The sequence below is a fragment of the Clostridia bacterium genome, assembly GCA_017410375.1.
In the GTDB taxonomy this organism is placed as follows: Bacteria; Bacillota; Clostridia; order RGIG6154; family RGIG6154; genus RGIG6154.
Genome location: JAFQQW010000042.1, coordinates 29,730 through 47,275 on the forward strand (window position 1 = coordinate 29,730; position 17,546 = coordinate 47,275).

The 17,546-nt window shown below is 44.9% G+C and carries 19 protein-coding genes; 16 read left to right on the forward strand and 3 right to left on the reverse strand.

From position 1 onward, the window contains the following. Positions 1–8 precede the first annotated feature (8 nt). On the reverse strand, positions 9–1,553 hold the full coding sequence (rny, locus tag IJE10_06030) for a ribonuclease Y (protein ID MBQ2967659.1): 1,545 nt from the start codon (positions 1,551–1,553) through the stop codon (positions 9–11). 203 nt (positions 1,554–1,756) lie between these two features. Between rny and IJE10_06035 the strand changes: the two genes are divergently transcribed. From IJE10_06035 to ybaK, 9 genes are read left to right on the forward strand one after another with little or no spacing between them, the layout of a single operon-like run. Further along, the gene (locus IJE10_06035) at positions 1,757–3,427 is read left to right on the forward strand and encodes a formate--tetrahydrofolate ligase (GenBank protein ID MBQ2967660.1); all 1,671 of its coding nucleotides are present in this window, start codon (positions 1,757–1,759) and stop codon (positions 3,425–3,427) included. A 1-nt stretch (position 3,428) separates the two neighbouring features. Then, positions 3,429–3,839, forward strand: a complete 411-nt coding sequence (gene tsaE, locus IJE10_06040; protein ID MBQ2967661.1) for a tRNA (adenosine(37)-N6)-threonylcarbamoyltransferase complex ATPase subunit type 1 TsaE — start codon at positions 3,429–3,431, stop codon at positions 3,837–3,839. 2 nt (positions 3,840–3,841) lie between these two features. Next, positions 3,842–4,504: a tRNA (adenosine(37)-N6)-threonylcarbamoyltransferase complex dimerization subunit type 1 TsaB gene (gene tsaB, locus IJE10_06045; GenBank protein ID MBQ2967662.1), complete on the forward strand. Its 663-nt coding sequence runs from the start codon at positions 3,842–3,844 to the stop codon at positions 4,502–4,504. Between the two features lie 6 nt (positions 4,505–4,510). Beyond that, a complete protein-coding gene (gene rpiB / locus IJE10_06050; GenBank protein MBQ2967663.1) occupies positions 4,511–4,948 on the forward strand; it encodes a ribose 5-phosphate isomerase B in 438 nt (145 codons plus the stop codon). Positions 4,949–4,966: 18 nt separating this feature from the next. Further along, a complete protein-coding gene (locus IJE10_06055; GenBank protein MBQ2967664.1) occupies positions 4,967–5,455 on the forward strand; it encodes a cytidine deaminase in 489 nt (162 codons plus the stop codon). Positions 5,456–5,457: 2 nt separating this feature from the next. Then, positions 5,458–6,474 carry a threonylcarbamoyl-AMP synthase gene (locus IJE10_06060; GenBank protein MBQ2967665.1) on the forward strand — a complete coding sequence of 339 codons (1,017 nt, stop codon included), beginning with the start codon at positions 5,458–5,460 and terminating at the stop codon, positions 6,472–6,474. After that, entirely contained in the window at positions 6,471–6,920 is a 450-nt protein-coding gene (rimI, locus tag IJE10_06065; GenBank protein ID MBQ2967666.1) for a ribosomal protein S18-alanine N-acetyltransferase, read from the forward strand. The genes IJE10_06060 and rimI overlap by 4 nt, the downstream gene beginning before the upstream one ends. Continuing rightward, the gene (tsaD, locus tag IJE10_06070; protein MBQ2967667.1) at positions 6,917–7,930 is read left to right on the forward strand and encodes a tRNA (adenosine(37)-N6)-threonylcarbamoyltransferase complex transferase subunit TsaD; all 1,014 of its coding nucleotides are present in this window, start codon (positions 6,917–6,919) and stop codon (positions 7,928–7,930) included. The genes rimI and tsaD overlap by 4 nt, the downstream gene beginning before the upstream one ends. 5 nt (positions 7,931–7,935) lie before the next feature. Next, the gene (gene ybaK / locus IJE10_06075) at positions 7,936–8,418 is read left to right on the forward strand and encodes a Cys-tRNA(Pro) deacylase (protein ID MBQ2967668.1); all 483 of its coding nucleotides are present in this window, start codon (positions 7,936–7,938) and stop codon (positions 8,416–8,418) included. A gap of 39 nt (positions 8,419–8,457) precedes the next feature. Here ybaK and IJE10_06080 read toward each other — a convergent pair whose 3' ends face one another. Beyond that, positions 8,458–8,712 carry a hypothetical protein gene (locus IJE10_06080; GenBank protein ID MBQ2967669.1) on the reverse strand — a complete coding sequence of 85 codons (255 nt, stop codon included), beginning with the start codon at positions 8,710–8,712 and terminating at the stop codon, positions 8,458–8,460. After that, entirely contained in the window at positions 8,709–10,487 is a 1,779-nt protein-coding gene (locus IJE10_06085; protein MBQ2967670.1) for a right-handed parallel beta-helix repeat-containing protein, read from the reverse strand. Before IJE10_06085 ends, IJE10_06080 begins: the two co-directional genes overlap by 4 nt. Positions 10,488–10,686: 199 nt before the next feature. Between IJE10_06085 and IJE10_06090 the strand changes: the two genes are divergently transcribed. The 7 genes from IJE10_06090 to IJE10_06120 all read left to right on the forward strand — a co-directional run bounded on the left by IJE10_06090 (position 10,687) and on the right by IJE10_06120 (position 17,382). Next, positions 10,687–12,030: an MATE family efflux transporter gene (locus IJE10_06090; GenBank protein ID MBQ2967671.1), complete on the forward strand. Its 1,344-nt coding sequence runs from the start codon at positions 10,687–10,689 to the stop codon at positions 12,028–12,030. 16 nt (positions 12,031–12,046) lie between these two features. After that, the gene (locus IJE10_06095) at positions 12,047–12,886 is read left to right on the forward strand and encodes an Mrp/NBP35 family ATP-binding protein (protein MBQ2967672.1); all 840 of its coding nucleotides are present in this window, start codon (positions 12,047–12,049) and stop codon (positions 12,884–12,886) included. 111 nt (positions 12,887–12,997) lie between these two features. After that, complete coding sequence (locus tag IJE10_06100) at positions 12,998–13,927, forward strand: DUF4432 family protein (GenBank protein MBQ2967673.1); 930 nt, start codon at positions 12,998–13,000, stop codon at positions 13,925–13,927. 14 nt (positions 13,928–13,941) lie between these two features. Beyond that, positions 13,942–14,784, forward strand: a complete 843-nt coding sequence (locus tag IJE10_06105) for a PIG-L family deacetylase (protein ID MBQ2967674.1) — start codon at positions 13,942–13,944, stop codon at positions 14,782–14,784. A 2-nt stretch (positions 14,785–14,786) separates the two neighbouring features. Next, on the forward strand, positions 14,787–16,184 hold the full coding sequence (locus IJE10_06110; GenBank protein ID MBQ2967675.1) for a Sapep family Mn(2+)-dependent dipeptidase: 1,398 nt from the start codon (positions 14,787–14,789) through the stop codon (positions 16,182–16,184). Between the two features lie 5 nt (positions 16,185–16,189). Continuing rightward, positions 16,190–16,651, forward strand: a complete 462-nt coding sequence (locus IJE10_06115) for a VanZ family protein (protein ID MBQ2967676.1) — start codon at positions 16,190–16,192, stop codon at positions 16,649–16,651. Next, entirely contained in the window at positions 16,648–17,382 is a 735-nt protein-coding gene (locus tag IJE10_06120; protein MBQ2967677.1) for a nucleotidyltransferase family protein, read from the forward strand. Before IJE10_06115 ends, IJE10_06120 begins: the two co-directional genes overlap by 4 nt. Positions 17,383–17,546: the final 164 nt, after the last annotated feature.

Genomic DNA, 17,546 nt, shown 5'->3' on the forward strand with positions numbered 1-17,546 from the left:
TTACATTTTTATTTTGCGTAGTCGATTGCGCGGGTTTCGCGGATAACATTGACTTTAATCTGACCGGGATATTCCAGTTCGCTTTCAATGCGCTTAACAATATCTCGTGCCAAAATGATTGAAGAATCATCGTCAATCTTTTCAGGCTTAACCATGATGCGGATTTCACGACCTGCCTGGATTGCAAAGGAGTGGTCAACACCCTCAAAGGAGCATGCGATTTCTTCCAGTTTTTCCAGACGCTTGATGTAGGTTTCAATATTTTCTCTTCTTGCACCGGGACGGGCTGCGGAAATGGTATCTGCTGCCTGCACGATGAATGCAAGGGGAGTGGTGGGTTCAATGTCACCGTGGTGCGCATGAACCGCGTTGATGATTTCGGGGTTTTCCTTGTGCTTACGCAGGATATCCACACCGATTTCCACGTGTGAGCCTTCGATTTCATGGTCAACGGCTTTACCGATGTCATGAAGCAGACCTGCGCGCTTTGCGGTGGTGGTATCTAAACCAAGCTCATCTGCTAAGATACCCGAAAGGTGTGCGACTTCCATAGAATGCTTTAACACATTCTGACCGTAGCTGGTTCTGAATTTCAGTTTACCTAAAAGCTTAACAATATCGGGATGCAGACCGTGTACACCGGTTTCAAAGGTTGCTTTTTCGCCCTCTTCTTTAATGGTATTGTCTACGTCGCGTTTTGCACGCTCTACGGTTTCTTCGATTCTTGCGGGATGGATTCGACCGTCACCAATCAGCTTTTCAAGGGCAACACGTGCCACTTCTCTGCGGATGGGGTCAAAGCCGGAAAGAACAACTGCTTCGGGGGTATCGTCGATAATCAAATCAACGCCGGTGAGCTGTTCAAGTGTACGGATGTTACGGCCTTCACGACCGATGATTCTGCCCTTCATTTCATCAGACGGCAGGTTTACAACCGATACAACACTTTCTGCCACATGATCGGCAGAGCATTTCTGAATTGCGGCACTTAAAATGTTGCGTGCGCGTTTTTCAGATTCGTCCTTGATGTTTCGTTCCACATCTTTAATCAGCATGGCTGCCTCATGTCTGATTTCACTTTCCATGTTTTTCAGCAGATATTCCTTCGCTTCTGCGGCGGATAATCCAGACAACTTTTCTAAAATTTCAATTTCCTTTTTGAGTGTTTGTGCAACTTCTTCTTTAACTTCTTCCGCTTCTTTGATTTTTTTGTTTAAAGTTTCATCTTTCTTTTCGAGTGCATCTACCTTACGGTCAAGCGACTCTTCTTTTTGCTGAATTCTGCGTTCCTGACGCTGAATTTCACTTCTTCTTTCTTTGAGTTCTTTTTCCAGTTCTGCTTTCAATGCATGAGATTCTTCTTTTGCTTCTACCAGAATTTCACGCTTTTTGTTTTCTGCGGCTTTCACAGCATCATTTACTAAGTTTTTAGCCTGTTCTTCAGCACTGCCGATCTCAGCTTCGGCAATCTTTTTTCTGTATACAACGCCTAAAACGAAAGCGATAATACTGCATACCACAGCAGCAACAACCGGGATAATCCAATCTAACATTATGTAGAACACCTCCCTGTTGTGTATTCATTAAAATGGTTTTATGGTCAATCAAAGAATTATTACACAAAACTACTATTTTAGTATACTATTTTTTTAAAACTATGTCAAGGTTTTTCTTCAATATTTATTGATTTTTTTTTAAGAGTATGTTATACTATAAACTAATAAAATATGTTCGTGTAAAAAGGAGTGTGTGGTAAATGAAAACTGATATCGAAATTGCGCAGAGCGCGAAAATGCTTCCGATTGGTGAAATTGCTAAAAAACTTGGTGTTTCGGAGGATGACCTGGAATACTACGGCAGATACAAAGCCAAAATCACCAATGATGTGCTTAAAAAACTGGAAAATAAAAAGGACGGTAAGCTGGTTTTGGTTACCGCCATCAACCCTACCCCTGCAGGGGAAGGAAAAACCACCATTACGGTAGGGTTGGGGCAGGCAATGGAAAAAATCGGCAAAAAAGCAGTTATTGCATTGCGTGAGCCTTCCCTCGGACCTGTTATGGGTGTAAAGGGCGGTGCGGCAGGCGGCGGTTATTCGCAGGTTGTGCCGATGGAAGATATCAATCTCCATTTCACCGGTGATTTTCATGCCATTACTGCGGCGAACAATCTGCTGTCTGCGGCAATTGACAACCACATTCATCAGGGCAACGCGTTAAACATTGACGTGCGCAGAATTGTATTTAAGAGAGTTTTAGACTGCAATGACAGAGCGCTTCGCAGTGTGGTTGTAGGTCTTGGCGGTAAAGTCAACGGCATTCCGCGTGAGGATGGCTTTATGATTACCGTAGCTTCCGAAATTATGGCGATTTTGTGTCTGGCAACCGACCTTATGGATTTGAAGGCAAGACTTGGCAGAATCGTAATCGGCTATACATACGATGATAAGCCGGTAACCTGTGAACAAATCGGTGTTGCAGGTGCGATGACCATGCTTTTGAAGGACGCGGTTAAGCCCAATCTGGTACAGACGTTGGAAAACACACCCTGCATTATTCATGGCGGTCCTTTTGCGAACATTGCCCATGGCTGTAACAGTATTTTGGCAACCAAAACCGCATTAAAGCTTGCGGACTACTGCATTACCGAAGCAGGCTTCGGGGCAGACTTAGGTGCCGAAAAATTCTTGAACATCAAATGCCGTTACGGCAACTTAAAGCCGGATGCGGTTGTGCTTGTGGCAACTATCCGCGCACTTAAATACAATGGCGGTGTGAAGAAAGAGGATTTAAAAGAACCCAATGTTGAGGCTTTGAAAAAAGGCGTATGTAACCTGGAAAAGCATATTGAAAACATCCAGAAATACGGCTTGCCGCTGATTGTCGCCATCAATGCGTTTGATACCGACAGCGCGGAAGAAAATCAGGTGATTTATGATACCTGTGCAAAGCATGGCGTTAAATGCGTTTTAGCATCCGTTTTTGCAAACGGCGGCGAGGGTGGCAAGGAGTTGGCAACCGCACTTTGCGATTTGTTGGACAACGAGCCTTCCAATTTCAGATTCCTGTATGACGAAAAGGAATCTATCCCTACAAAGATTGAGACCATTGCAAAAGAAATTTACGGCGCAAGCGGTGTACAGTTTACCGCAGAAGCAAAGAAAATGCTGAAAACCTTAGAGGATATGGGAATGGACAAGCTTCCCGTTTGTATGGCAAAAACACAGTATTCTCTTTCGGATGACCAGACAAAACTGGGCAGACCCGAAAACTTTGATATTACGGTGCGTGAGCTTCGTCTTTCTGCAGGGGCAGGCTTTATCGTAGCCCTTACCGGCAGTATCATGGTTATGCCCGGGCTTCCGAAAGTGCCTGCCGCAAACAAAATCGATATTGACGCGGACGGCAATATTACAGGATTATTCTAAGATGATGGAATTTTACAGCAAAAGCGATATGGAAACCCGCTCCATAGCAGAGGGGTTTGCGAAAAACTTAAAAGCAGGAGATGTGGTTTGCCTCACCGGAGATTTAGGTGCAGGCAAAACCACTTTTACCAAAGGGATTGCAACGGCTTTGCAGGTGCCTTATGAGCCCACAAGTCCCACCTTCAACATTGTAAACGTGTATGAGGGAAATACAGACTTGTATCATTTTGACCTGTATCGCTTGCAGGAAACAGAGGATTTGTACAGCATTGATTTTGACAGCTATCTGTTCGGGGATGGCATTTTGGTGATTGAGTGGCCGGAGATTGCATACCCCTTGCTGGATAAATATTACAGTGTACACTTGACCTATGACGGGGAAAACCGCAAAATTGAAATCACGGAGGTGTGAGCATGAAGGTTCTTGCAATGGATACCGCGACCAAAGCGGCAACAGTAGCTGTGACCGAGGACGGAAAGCTTTTGGGAGAAGTTACTTTAAATTTGAATAAACCCCATTCCCAAAAGGTGATGCCTTTGATTGAAGGCTTACTTTCGGAATTAGAACTTAAGGCTTCTGATATCGACCTTTTTGCCTGCGCCAACGGACCCGGGTCCTTTACGGGGCTCAGAATCGGTGTTGCGGCGGTGCAGGGACTTGCGACCTCGGTGAATAAGCAGTGCGCAGGCGTTTCTACGTTAGAGGCAATGGCATATAATTACACTAAAATTACCGATATGTGCGTGTGTCCCGTGCTGGATGCAAAGCGCGAACAGCTGTATTACGCGCTGTATAAGGGCGATAAGGTGATTATTGCACCCTCGTTGGAAACGGTGGACAATGTGCTCGGACAGCTGGCGTGCCTTGGGAAGCCCGTGCTTTTTGTTGGGGATGCGGTTTCGGTATATGCGGAGAAAATCCAAAAGGCTTTGCCTGATGCAAAGCTTGCACCTGAGGTGTTTAACGTAAATTATGCATATCATGTGGCAACCCTTGCACAAAGCAAGGTGGATGCGGGTGTAGAAGCAAAAGCAAATCCGGAATATCTGATGAAATCATATGTAGATAAGGAGTAAAGAATTATGGCAATTGCAATCGGTAGTGATCATGGCGGTTTTGAATTAAAAAACGAAATTAAAAAACATCTGGAGGATTTAGGTCTTGCGGTGCAGGATTTCGGCACATACACAAAAGACTCGGTGGATTATCCGGATATTGCAGAAGCAGTTTGCGTGCCCGTTGCGGCAGGCGCATTTGAATTTGGTGTGTTGGTTTGCGGAACCGGTATCGGTATTTCCATTGCGGCAAACAAAGTAAACGGCATCCGTGCAGCGCATTGTACAGATGCATACAGCGCGGCAAAGGCAAAGGAACACAACAATGCCAATGTAATCTGCCTGGGTGGCAGAATCACAGGTGTGGATTTAGCACTTACCATTGTGGATGCATATCTGAATGCTGAATTTGAAGGTGGCAGACACCAGAACCGTGTAGACAAAATTATGGCTCTGGAAAAATAAAAATATAGGAGAAAAAAGATGGGAAGAACAGATAAAATCAATTACTATCTGGACATCGCGGAAACCGTTCTGGAGCGTGGCACATGCCTGCGACGGAATTTTGGCGCAATTATTGTAAAAAACGATGAAATTATTTCGACCGGCTACACAGGCGCACCCCGTGGCAGAAAAAACTGCATGGATATGGGTGTTTGTACCCGTGAAAAATTAAAGATTCCGAGAGGTACACGTTATGAAATGTGTCGCTCGGTACACGCGGAAGCAAACTGTATCATCAGCGCATCCCGCAGGGACATGATTGGAGCAGACCTGTATCTGGTGGGAATCGAAAAATCAACCGGTGAATATGTAGCCAACACGTCCTCTTGCGCCATGTGCAAACGGCAGGTGATAAATGCCGGCATTGAACGGGTGATTATTCGCGACGACAAAACCAATTACAGAATCATTCCGGTTTCGGAATGGATTGAATTTGATGACAGTTTAGACTTTATTGAAGGCTATTGATGATGAAAACAGAACTTGTAACAAACATAACAGAATCTATAATAGAGCAAGCCGCCGAAACTTTAAAAAACGGCGGTTTGGTTGCGTTTCCGACGGAAACGGTTTACGGGCTTGGTGCAGACGGATTAAACGGTGAAGCGGTAAAAAAAATCTATGAAGCAAAGGGCAGACCTTCTGACAATCCGTTGATTTTGCATATTGCAGATACGTCCATGTTAGAGGGGATTGTGCAGTCTGTAAACGATACCGCAAAAGTGTTGATGGACGCATTTTGGCCGGGACCGTTAACATTGGTTTTCCCGAAAACCGATCAGGTGCCCAAAGAAACCTCGGGCGGTTTAAACACAGTTGCGGTGCGTTTTCCGGCACATCCGCTGGCACAAAAGCTGATTTTAAAAAGCGGTACACCCGTTGCGGCACCCTCTGCCAACTCCTCCGGCAAGCCGTCTCCTACAAGGGCAGAGCATGTTTACGAGGATTTGAACGGCAAAATTCCGTGGATTTTAGACGGCGGTGCCTGCGAAATCGGGGTAGAGTCGACGGTTGTGGATGTTACGGGAGAAAAACCGGTGATTTTGCGTCCCGGTAAAATTACAATCGAACAAATTTCGGCACTTTTCGAGGGTACAACCTACGACAGACATCTCATTGCAGAGGCAGGCGAGGTGGTTGCTCCAAAAAGTCCCGGCATGAAATACAAGCATTATGCGCCCAAGGGCAAAATTGAAATTTTGTCCGGCAGTTTAGAGGCGATGCAGACATATATTGACAAAAACAGCGGAGAACACACCGCTGTATTAACCTTTGACCAGTTTGAAATCAAGCATCAAAACATTTATTCCCTGGGAAATATTTTAAATCCGGAAGAGGGGTGTGCCCGTCTGTTTGACGATTTCAGAACCTTTGATGCGTTGGGCATCGAACAGATTTTTGCGGTGATGCCTGAGAAAAACGGTGTGGGCTTTGCCCTTTATAACCGTTTGCTGAAAGCCGCCGGCGGAAAGGTAATCTTACTATGAGAATTGTGAAGCTGGAAGAGAGACATTTAGACGCGCTTTCGGAAATTGACGCGGTTTCTCATGCCCCCTGGAGTAAAGAAAGCTTTAAATCCGAGTTGGATAACGCGGTGGCATTTTACCATGTGGCAGAATCGGACGAGGGTGTTGTTTTAGGATATATCGGCTACTGGTGGTCGTTTTTTGAGGTGCAGATTACGTTTTTGGCGGTACATCCTGATTACCGAAGACAAGGTATTGCGGAAAAACTGATTGCACATATTTATGAGGAACTGGCAGAAATGGATGTGGAAACCATTCAGCTGGAGGTACGGGCAGGGAACGAGCCTGCCATCCGCCTTTATAAAAAGTGTGGATTTGTGGAGGTTGGACGGCGTCCCCGTTATTACGGCGGAAAAGAGGATGCCATACTTATGGATTTGACCATTGAAAGGAACGCAGAAGCATGATTAGAATTTTAGCCATTGAAAGCTCTTGTGACGAAACAGCCGCGGCTGTGGTGCAGGACGGTGAAAAAGTACTTTCCAATATCATATTTTCCCAGGCAGACCTGCACAGTAAATACGGCGGGGTTGTACCGGAGGTGGCTTCGCGCCTGCATATTGAATGTATTGACACGGTTGTAAAGGAAGCCCTCAAGGAGGCAGACATGACTTTAGAGGAAGTGGATGCGGTGGCAGTCACCTTTGCACCGGGACTGATCGGCTCTGTGCTGGTGGGTTTGTCTTATGCAAAGTCCCTTGCCTTTGGGGCAGGTAAACCGCTCATTGGTGTACATCATATCGAAGGGCATATCTGTGCAAACTATCTGCACGGCTTAAAACCGCCTTTTGTATGTTTGGTGGCTTCCGGCGGACACAGCCATATCATTGAGGTTCAGGACTACAGAAAGTATAATATTTTAGGTAAAACCCGTGACGATGCGGCAGGAGAAGCCTTTGACAAGGTGGCGCGCGTGTTAGGGCTCGGGTATCCGGGCGGCCCGAATATTGATAAGGCGGCAAAACAGGGCGAAAACAATATTCCGTTTACCAAGCCCAAGTTTCAGGACGGCACACTGGATTTTTCGTTCAGCGGCATTAAAACGGCTGTGATTAATTATGTGCATAACATCGAGCAAAAAGGCGGCACCTATAGCAAGGCCGATCTTGCGGCAAGCTTCCAGACTACGGTGGTGGAAATGCTGACCGATAACACCTTTGAGGCGGCAAAACGCGCAGGGGTTAAAAAAGTAGCACTTGCAGGCGGTGTTGCAGCAAACACGGCACTTCGGGAAGCATTCTGCCGAAGAGCAGAGCAGGCAGGGATGGAATTTGTTTGTCCGGATTTCGTGTATTGTACCGATAATGCGGCAATGATTGGTGCCGCGGCATATCACTATTTTGTGCGGAATGAATTTTCGGGCATGGACTTAAATGCCAAGGCATATCTGCCCATCAACTTTAAGGACGGAGAGTAAGAGAAATGGCAAAAGAAGCAAAAACAAACGCCATGCGTATGTTAGAGCGGGCAAAGGTGAACTACAAGGCTTTGACCTATCCGACCGACGATGGCGGTATTGACGGCATTTCCATTGCCACGAAAATGGGAGAGCCTTTTGAATTGGTTTACAAAACATTGGTGACCAAAGGACACAGCGGAAATCATTTTGTGTTTGTGGTGCCGGTGGCAAAGGAGCTGGATTTAAAAAAAGCCGCCAAGGCGGTGGGCGAAAAGAATGTGGAAATGATTCCTGTTGCGGATTTGTTAAAAACCACAGGCTATATCCGTGGCGGTTGTTCCCCAGTGGGCATGAAAAAGCAGTTTGTGACGGTGATTGATGCGTCGGCAGAGACACTTTCCGAAATGTATGTTTCGGGCGGAAGAATCGGGTTGCAGATTTGCGCAAATCCCAAGGAACTGGCGAACGCTGTCGGTGCAAAATTTGAATTTATCACACATGAATAAAAATAAAAGCTGACTTGTTTTCAAGTCAGCTTTTTGTAATCAGAATATGGCAAGCAACAGATGAATGACGGTTATAAAGACAATTAGAATCAAAAGCGTACCAATAATTATAATAGATGGAAAGAGAATCCCGAAATGCGGTTTTTTTGTTTTATTGTCATCCTGCAACAATTGCTCAATCAACTGTTGCTCCCGTTCTTTTGCGAGTCGTTTGCTTTCGGGCAACGTTTTTAAGTTTTCCTCTATAATTCTTTCCTGTTCTTCTTTAATGCTCTGTGCATCGAAATCAGTCATTCTTTTACCCCTTTATCTTCGCAATCGTTTTCAATCCCCGGCATTAGCATGTATGGGGAGTTTACAAATGTGTTGTTTTCGTCGGTAAGGTTGCTTCCTAAGGCTGCCCAGATGCTTCCGCGCTCGGGATTGTTGTAGTTGCGCGGTACATTATTTATAAATGTATTGTTTTTCAGGTGTACACCATCAAAGGACGTTAAAATCATGGCACGACGGGGATACTCTTCAATGGTGTTGTTTTCAAAGGTAATGTTTTTGAACATGGGATATGCGGTTCTGAAATCTGCACCTGAATCGCCGACTGTTGTGGTGGGATTGGGATGCTTGGTGTTCTGAATCGGGATACCTGCAGGCAGGAAGGTACTCATGTAGATGACACCCTTGTCCCAGTCGTTGATGTCGCACTCTTTGATTTTGTTGTTGCGTATCATCAGGTTTTCAACGCCCATCCCTTCTGACCAGAGCGGACTGGCACCCGTTTCAATCTGAATGGCGGCACCCTGAATCCGATAAAATGTGCAGTTTTCAATGATGCCGTTGTCTGCCTGGGCTAAAATGCCCCGGGCACGGGTTTCATGGAAATAGCAGTTGCGGATTTCATAATGTCCCGAATCGTACGAGCGGTTGAAGATAACCGAGTCGGGTTTTATGGAATCGGGAATTTCTTTGTCTAAGGTGAGTACAGACCAGCCGTCCTGCTGTTTGATATTTAAAATGGTAGCGAAAAAGCCGGTAGGGGATAAATCTCCGTTTCTGAATTCCAACAGCTCGCCTTGTTTGTCTGCGGAGTATTTGGTGTTTTTGTATCTGAAAGTGTCGGCAGATAGCTTTTCTACGCCCATTTCCACCCAGGTATGAATGTTGATGCAGTCATCTCCCTGATAACCTAAATCGCATTCTTCAAACAGCATGTAACCATCACTTCGGGTTACATGTACGCCGTCAACCGTTGCGGTGATATAGCGTTTTTCAAAGTCAGGCAGGGTGATTTTAAAGCGGTGGAACAGCAAATGATGGCTGTGTCCGCTTACATGCAGACCAAAGCCCGGAATGGAGTAAATGGTCACATCGGTAAGCGAAATATGTTCGCAATTTTTTAAGGTAAAGCATCCGCCGTTATATACAAAGTGGCGCACCAGATAGAAAGTGCCCTCCTTAAAATAGCGGTCATTTAAAGTGGTCGGGTCTAAGTGACAGCGATACACCTTTTCCGAAATTTTTTCCCGTTTTGTAAAAGGCTCTTCCGAAAAACGCTTGGGACCTATGTATTCGGTGCCATCCTCCACACCGGGAGTAAAGGTTTCGGGGTTGACCTGGTTTAAGGTGATAAAAAGCGAAGTGTCGGGAAGCGGTCTTTCTTCCATGTATTCAAGATCCACAAATTCGGGTGTGCGTTTTACCACTTTTACAAGGCTGGCTAAGGGTGCAGTTTCCCAGTCCCAGTCGATATTTAAGTTGCAGATTTGTGTATTTGAACAATTTTCCAGCTTGAAATACATCATGGTCTGCAGATGGTTGATGGGGCTGTAAAATATAAACCGCGCACCGTTGCCGTTGAGTTCAAAATTGTGCATATCAAAAATTTCAAGGGGCTTTTGGATGGTAATGCGGTATATGCCGGGGTCAACAGTCAGACGGTCAATGCCATTTTCCTTACAATGGTTAATGGCATTTTGTAAAAGCGATGCGTCAAAGGCTTTGTCTGTGGTAATGCCAAAAGCATTTGCGTTGATTTCGGTTTTTATAATCGGTTTGTTAAAATCTGAAATATGCATAGATTCTCATCCTCTCTTTCTAAAAAGTATAGCAGAGAAAGAATGAAATTGCAATCCTTTTTTTCACCGGGAAGGGATGAATTTTTTTGCAAAATTCTTTCTGTTTATAGTCATTGACAGCTACCTTAAAATGTGGTATACTATTCTTTGTGCTTAAGAAAAGAGGTGCTGTTGTTTGGAAACACAAAGAGAGAATAAAATGGGCGTTATGCCCATCAACAAGCTGTTAATCACCATGTCACTTCCCATGATTGTTTCCATGATGGTGCAGGCACTTTACAACGTGGTAGACAGTATATTTGTAGCACAAATCAGTGAAAATGCGTTAACTGCCGTTTCACTGGCTTTCCCGGTACAAAACTTAATGATTGCAGTGGCAACCGGTACGGGTGTGGGTGTCAATTCTTTGGTTGCAAAGAATTTAGGTGCCAAAAAGCCGGAAGAAGCAAACCGTATTGCAACCAATGGCGTTATTCTGGCATTTGTCAGCTATCTGGTGTTTTTGCTGATTGGTCTTACCTGTTCAAAGGTGTTTTTTACGGCACAGACCGATGTAAAAGAAATTGTGGACAACGGCTTTTGGTATATGCTGATTTGTTGTGTGGCATCTTTTGGTGTGTTTGGACAGATTATATTTGAACGATTACTGCAGGCAACAGGCAAAACGGTGCTTTCTATGTGTACCCAGGGCTTAGGCGCGGTGGTGAACCTGGTTTTAGACCCGATTTTGATTTTCGGCTGGTTGGGACTGCCTGCCATGGGCGTTGCGGGTGCGGCACTTGCAACGGTTATCGGGCAGATTGCGGCGTTTTTCTTCGGCATGTTTTTAAATCGCAGATGCAACAAGGAAATCCATGTTTCTTTACGGAAATACAAGCCGGATGCAAAGAGCATCAAGCAGATTTACGGCATCGGATATCCGTCCATAATCATGCAGTCTATCGGATCTGTCATGACCTTTGGCTTTAACAAAATTTTGATTGCCTTTACCGAAACAGCGGCAACCGTGTTTGGTGTATACTTTAAACTGCAAAGCTTTATCTTTATGCCGGTGTTTGGGGTAAACAATGGTTTGGTGCCTGTGTTCAGCTTTAACTACGGCGCGCAAAACCGCAAACGTATGATGCAGGCATTAAAGGTGGCAACCCTTTATGCCATGGGTTTTATGGTGTTTGGTATTTTTATGTTCCAGGTTTTCCCAACGCAACTTCTTGGTATGTTCAACGCATCGGAGGAAATGCTTAAAATCGGTGTGCCGGCAATGCGGATTATCTGCTTGAGCTATGTGTTTGCAGGCTTTTGCATCACGGTGGGTTCTGCATTTCAGGCGTTGGGCAAGGGACTGTATTCCATGCTGGTATCGGTGGCAAGACAGCTTATCGTATTGCTTCCGGCTGCATATTTGTTGTCACTTACGGGAAATGTCAATATGGTATGGTGGTCGTATCCGATTGCCGAACTTGCCTCCCTTGGCATGACCGTTTGGTATTTGGTAAAAATTTATAAGGCGGTTATTTCCAAAATACCGCTTGAATCTAAATAAGAAAGGATGTTTTAAAATGAGTGAATGTACACATAACTGCGAAACTTGCACCGCAAACTGCGGCAGTGCAGGTGAAAAACCGGCTCCCGAAAGCTTTTTGGAAAAGCCCAACGAGCTGAGCAGCATCAAAAAGGTTATCGGTGTTGTAAGCGGTAAGGGGGGCGTTGGTAAATCTTTGGTTACTTCGCTTCTTGCCATTGCAATGCAGAGAAAAGGCTTTAAGTGCGGTATCATGGATGCCGACATCACAGGTCCTTCCATTCCGAAGGCTTTTGGTATTACTGAAAAGGCGCAGGGAACTGAAAATGCTCTTTTGCCCGTAACCAGTAAAACCGGTATTGACATTATGTCCTTAAACCTTTTGTTGCAGGATGAAACCCAGCCGGTGGTATGGCGCGGTCCCGTTATCGGCGGTGTAGTAAAGCAGTTCTGGACAGATGTTATCTGGAACGATGTGGACTTTTTGTTTGTGGATATGCCTCCCGGAACAGGTGACGTTCCGCTGACCGTGTTCCAGTCCATTCCGGTAGACGGTATTGTAGTTGTAACCTCGCCCCAGGAACTGGTAACCATGGTTGTGGCAAAGGCTGTAAACATGGCAAAGATGATGAATATCCCGATTTTAGGTCTTGTGGAAAACATGTCTTATTTCGAATGCCCCGACTGCGGTAAAAAGCATTCTATCTATGGTGAAAGCCATTTAGAAGAGGTTGCCGAGAAGTTTGGCATTGCAGATGTTGCAAGAATTCCGATTGACCCGAAGGTTGCGGCAGCTGTGGATCAGGGCATGATTGAACTGACCAACGGCGAATGGGTATATGAATTATCCGACAAGATTGAAGCAAAGATGAAATAATTGTAAAAAGCCTTGCGTTGCAGGGCTTTTTCTTTTAAAATGCTTGAATTTTGTTTTTCAGTATGATATACTGATTTAGAAGGCAGGTAATTTATGACATGGGGTGAAAAAATGACAAAACAGGAGTTGTTAAAGCATGTCGGCTCGGTGGAGCAGATTGGCGGTATAACGGATTATACCTTAAATGACGGCAAAGGAAAAGGCGTCAGAGTGATTGAAATCAACACCGGTACGGTGCGGGTTTCGGTTTTGCCTGACCGCTGTATGGACATCGCGAATGCGTTTTACAAGGCGCACGCGGTAAGTTGGATTTCCAAAACCGGCATTACGGCACCTGCTTTTTATGAAAAGGACGGCTTAAGCTGGCTTCGGGGCTTTTACGGTGGGCTTTTAACCACCTGCGGTCTGAAAAATCTGGGAAAACCGACGGAAAATTGCGGATTACATGGCAGAATGGCAAATACCCCTGCCGAAAAGGTGAGTGTGTTTGCAGACTGGGTCGGCGATGAATATGTGATGTCCGTTTCGGGACAAATGCGCGAAAGCGTAGTATTCGGCGAAAATCTGGTTTTAAAACGTACCATCAGTACAAAACTGTTTTTGGATGAAATTACGGTGGAAGATACCATTGTGAATTTGGGCTTTGAAACCGAAGATGTTGCCATTTGCTATCATTGTAATTTCGGCTATCCGCTGGTACGCGAGGGCGCAAAAATGGTTAATGTTCAGCCTGAAATTGCAAATATTCCGGCTCCTATTCACGGCAAAGAGGAAGAATGTCATGCGGTAATGCACACGGGTGAAGTGGCAACTGCCGGCATTGAAAACGGTGAGATTGGTGCATATATTACTTATGAACGCAACACACTTCCCGAATTTTTAGTATGGAAAATGCCGGGTGAGAGTGAGTATGTGGTCGGCTTAGAGCCGCGCACCACAAATCTTGGCGGTGACAGCATTGCAGAACAGAATGCGTTTGTAAAGGTTAACCCCTTTGAAGAATACAAAACCAAGCTGACCTTCAGTTTTAAGACATTATGAAAGGACGAAAGAATATGAAAATTTTAATGATTGGTGCGCATCAGGATGACAACGAATTTGAAAGAGGCGGTTTAGCTTCCAAGCTTTTGAAAAAAGGACATGACGTTCGCTTTTTAAGTATGTGTAACGGCTGTGGCGGGCATCATATTTTAAGTCCTGAAGAGACTACGGCAACCCGTGCAAAGGAATCTGCGGCAGTGGCAAAGTTTTTGGGGATTACCTATGATGTTTGGGATGTGGATGACTGTAATTTAGTTGCGGATTTGCCCACCAGAAAACGTACCATCCGTTATATCCGCGAATACAATCCCGATTTGATTATTTCACACCGTCCCAATGACTACATGGCAGACCACAGAGCGGTGGCACAGCTGGTGCAGGATGCGTCTTATCTTCTGACTGTCCCGCACGAATGTGCAGATGTACCTGCAATGCGATTTATGCCGGTTATTATGTACAGCGAAGACAAGTTTTCAAATCCCGTATTCCGCCCCGATGTGTTGGTGGATGTGGACGATGAAATTGATATTAAATTACAGATTGCAAACTTAAATGTTTGTCAGGTTTACGAATGGTTGCCCTATACCTACGGCGAAGAAGTGCCTGAAGGTGCAGAGGCACGTTTTGAATGGCTTAAGGGTATGGAAGTGACTGCAGATACTACCGACGAAGAGGTTATGGCAGCACCCCGCGGTTATATGCCCAGATACGCCAAAACTGCGGCACGTTTCAGAAAAGAACTGATTGAACAGTTTGGTGAAGAAAAGGGGTCTAAAATCCGTTTTGCGGAAGCTTATGAGGTTTGTGAATACGGCAAGCCCTTAAGTGAAGAAATGAAAAAGGAGCTGTTCCGTTAAAAATGAACGAAGCTTTGCTAAAAAGAATTGATGAAAAAATTGAGCAGACGAAAAATGCTTTGATAAAGGATATTACAACTCTGGTGCGCATTCCGAGTGTACAGGGTGAAGCAGAACCGGGCGCGCCTTTCGGAAAAGCACCGAAAGAGGTGCTGGATACCGTTTTAAAAATGGGAAGCGAGGAAGGCTTTTACGGTATGGATTATCATGTAGGCGTTGTATCGGTTGCCATGAAAGAAGGACAGCCCGATCTGGGCATTTGGGCACACGGCGACGTGGTGCCTGCAGGAGACGGCTGGAATTTTGAGCCTTTTGATGTAACGGAGCATAACGGTTGTATCATAGGTCGCGGTGTAACCGATAACAAGGGTCAGCTTGCGGCAGTATTTCATGTGTTCAAAATTTTTAAAGAGCTTGGCATCAAGCTTAAATTCAATCCTGCGATTTATGTGGGAAGTAATGAAGAAAACGGTATGGCGGACATGACGGGCGTGAGCGGAAATTCTGATGCAAAAGGATTTATGAATGTGTGTACGCCACCTGCAATGTCCCTTGTGCCCGATTCTTCTTTTCCGGTAGGCTATGGCGGAAAGAGTGCTATGAACATCACTTTAAAAAGTGAAAAGTCTTTAAAAAGCTGTGCGTTTGAAGCGGCGCAGGATGCTTCTCCCGGCAGTGCAACGGCTGTTTTTTCAGACGCAAATCTGCCTGAAAAATTACCGCTTTGCACCATTGAAAACGGCAAGGTTACAGCATTTACTCCGCCGAGACACGGATCAAATCCCGATCCTGACGGCAACATGATTACCAACATCTGTGGTGCGTTGCTGGACGCAAATCTGGTTTCGGAAGAAGAAAGGCCAATTCTTGAATTTTTTAAACGCGTTTCATTGGATATTCACGGCAAAACCCTGAATGTGGAAACCGAGCATCCCGTTTTAGGGAAGCTTACGGTGTTTACAAAACGTATTGATTATGCGAAAGGATTTCCGGAATTTACTTTAAACATCCGCTATCCCTTAGGAATTACAGCGGAGGAAATTGCAAAGAATATATCAGAAAAAGCAACAGAGGCAGGGTTTACGGTTACCGATATGAAGTCGATGATTCTTCCGTATATGCAGGACCCGGAATCAAAAATGGTACAGCTGTTGTATAAGGTGGCTGAAAGCATTACGGGAGAAGGAAACAAACCGTATACACTAAGCGGCGGTACATATGCGCACCGTTTGCCCAATGCCTATGTGTTTGGCACAGACTGTTGTGTTCCGCCTGCGGATTTCCCGAAGGGCAGAGGCAACGAGCATGGCGTGGACGAAGCGGCGTCGATTGAAAGACTGCTCCGTGCCATGCGGATTTATGCAAGAGTTTTACTTGCACTTAACGAAACGGAATGGTAGAAAAGATGCGAAAAATTTTAAAGCATTTTATTTTAATACTTTTGATTGCACATTGTGCGCTGATATTTGGATTTTCGGCACAAAACAAAAAACAGTCATCGGTAGGCAGTGAAGGCATTACCCAGAGAATTGTAAAGCAGTTAGACAGTGAAAGCACATCAAAGGGGATGCACCTGAAACGGATGCGTGTGGTGGAAAAAGTTGTACGAAAATCCGCACATGTGTTTTTGTACGCGATTTTAGGTGTGCTTGCGTATTTGAATGCCAGAAAGTATTCGAGAAACAGACATTTGATTTTGGCGATGCTTTTCTGCCTGTTGTATGCGGTATCGGATGAATTGCATCAGGCTTTTGTGCCGGGCAGGGCGGGGCTGATTTCGGATGTTCTGATTGATTTTGCCGGCAGCATGCTCGGAATGGGAATTGTGTGTTTGATAATAAAACTAAAACGGAGGAAAAAAGCATGAAAGGGATTATTTTAGCGGCAGGATACGCAACACGTTTGTATCCGCTTACAAAAGATCGACCGAAGGCTTTGCTGGATGTGGCGGGCAAACCGATTATTGATTATATTGTGGAGGAGTTTGAAAAAATTCCCGAAATCAATGAAGTGATTATTGTGTCTAACCATAAATTTGCCTCACATTTTGAAAAATGGGCGGAAAACTACAAAACACAGTTAAAACTTACGGTTTTAGACGATAACACCACCGATGATTCCAATAAACTGGGTGCGGTAGGTGATATCGGCTTTGTGGTAGACACGCTGGATATCAGAGAAGATTTGTTTGTCATTGCAGGGGATAATATTTTTACGTTCAACCTCAAGGATTATTACGATTTCTATAAAGAAAAGAATGCAGACAGCATTTTAGTCAAAGAACTTTCGCGTAAAGAAGATTTGCGGAGAATGGCAAATGTTTTAACCGATGAAACCGGAAAAGTAACTTTCATGGTGGAAAAACCGCAGGAACCGAAAAGCAACCTTGCGGCATTTGCGGCATACATTTATAAAAAAGAAACTGTGCCTATGATTAAGCAGTATCTGGAAGAGGGAAATAATCCCGATGCGCCCGGCTTTTTCCCGTCCTGGCTGTATAAAAAACAGCCCGTCTATGCATACACCTTTGACGGAGAGTGCTACGACATCGGCACCCACGAGTCCTATGCAGAGGTGCAGGAAATATTCAGTAAATAAAAACAAAGGACTGTCAATCGGACAGTCCTTTCAGCGTGTCGATAAACCTATCGACACGCTGTAGACTTAAGAAAAAGGAAGTTATATTTTGTCAATTTGAATTCGTCGGCGTACAGAGGTACGGTAGAGTTCAAATTGACAAAAAGCAAGCAATGGAGCGGAAT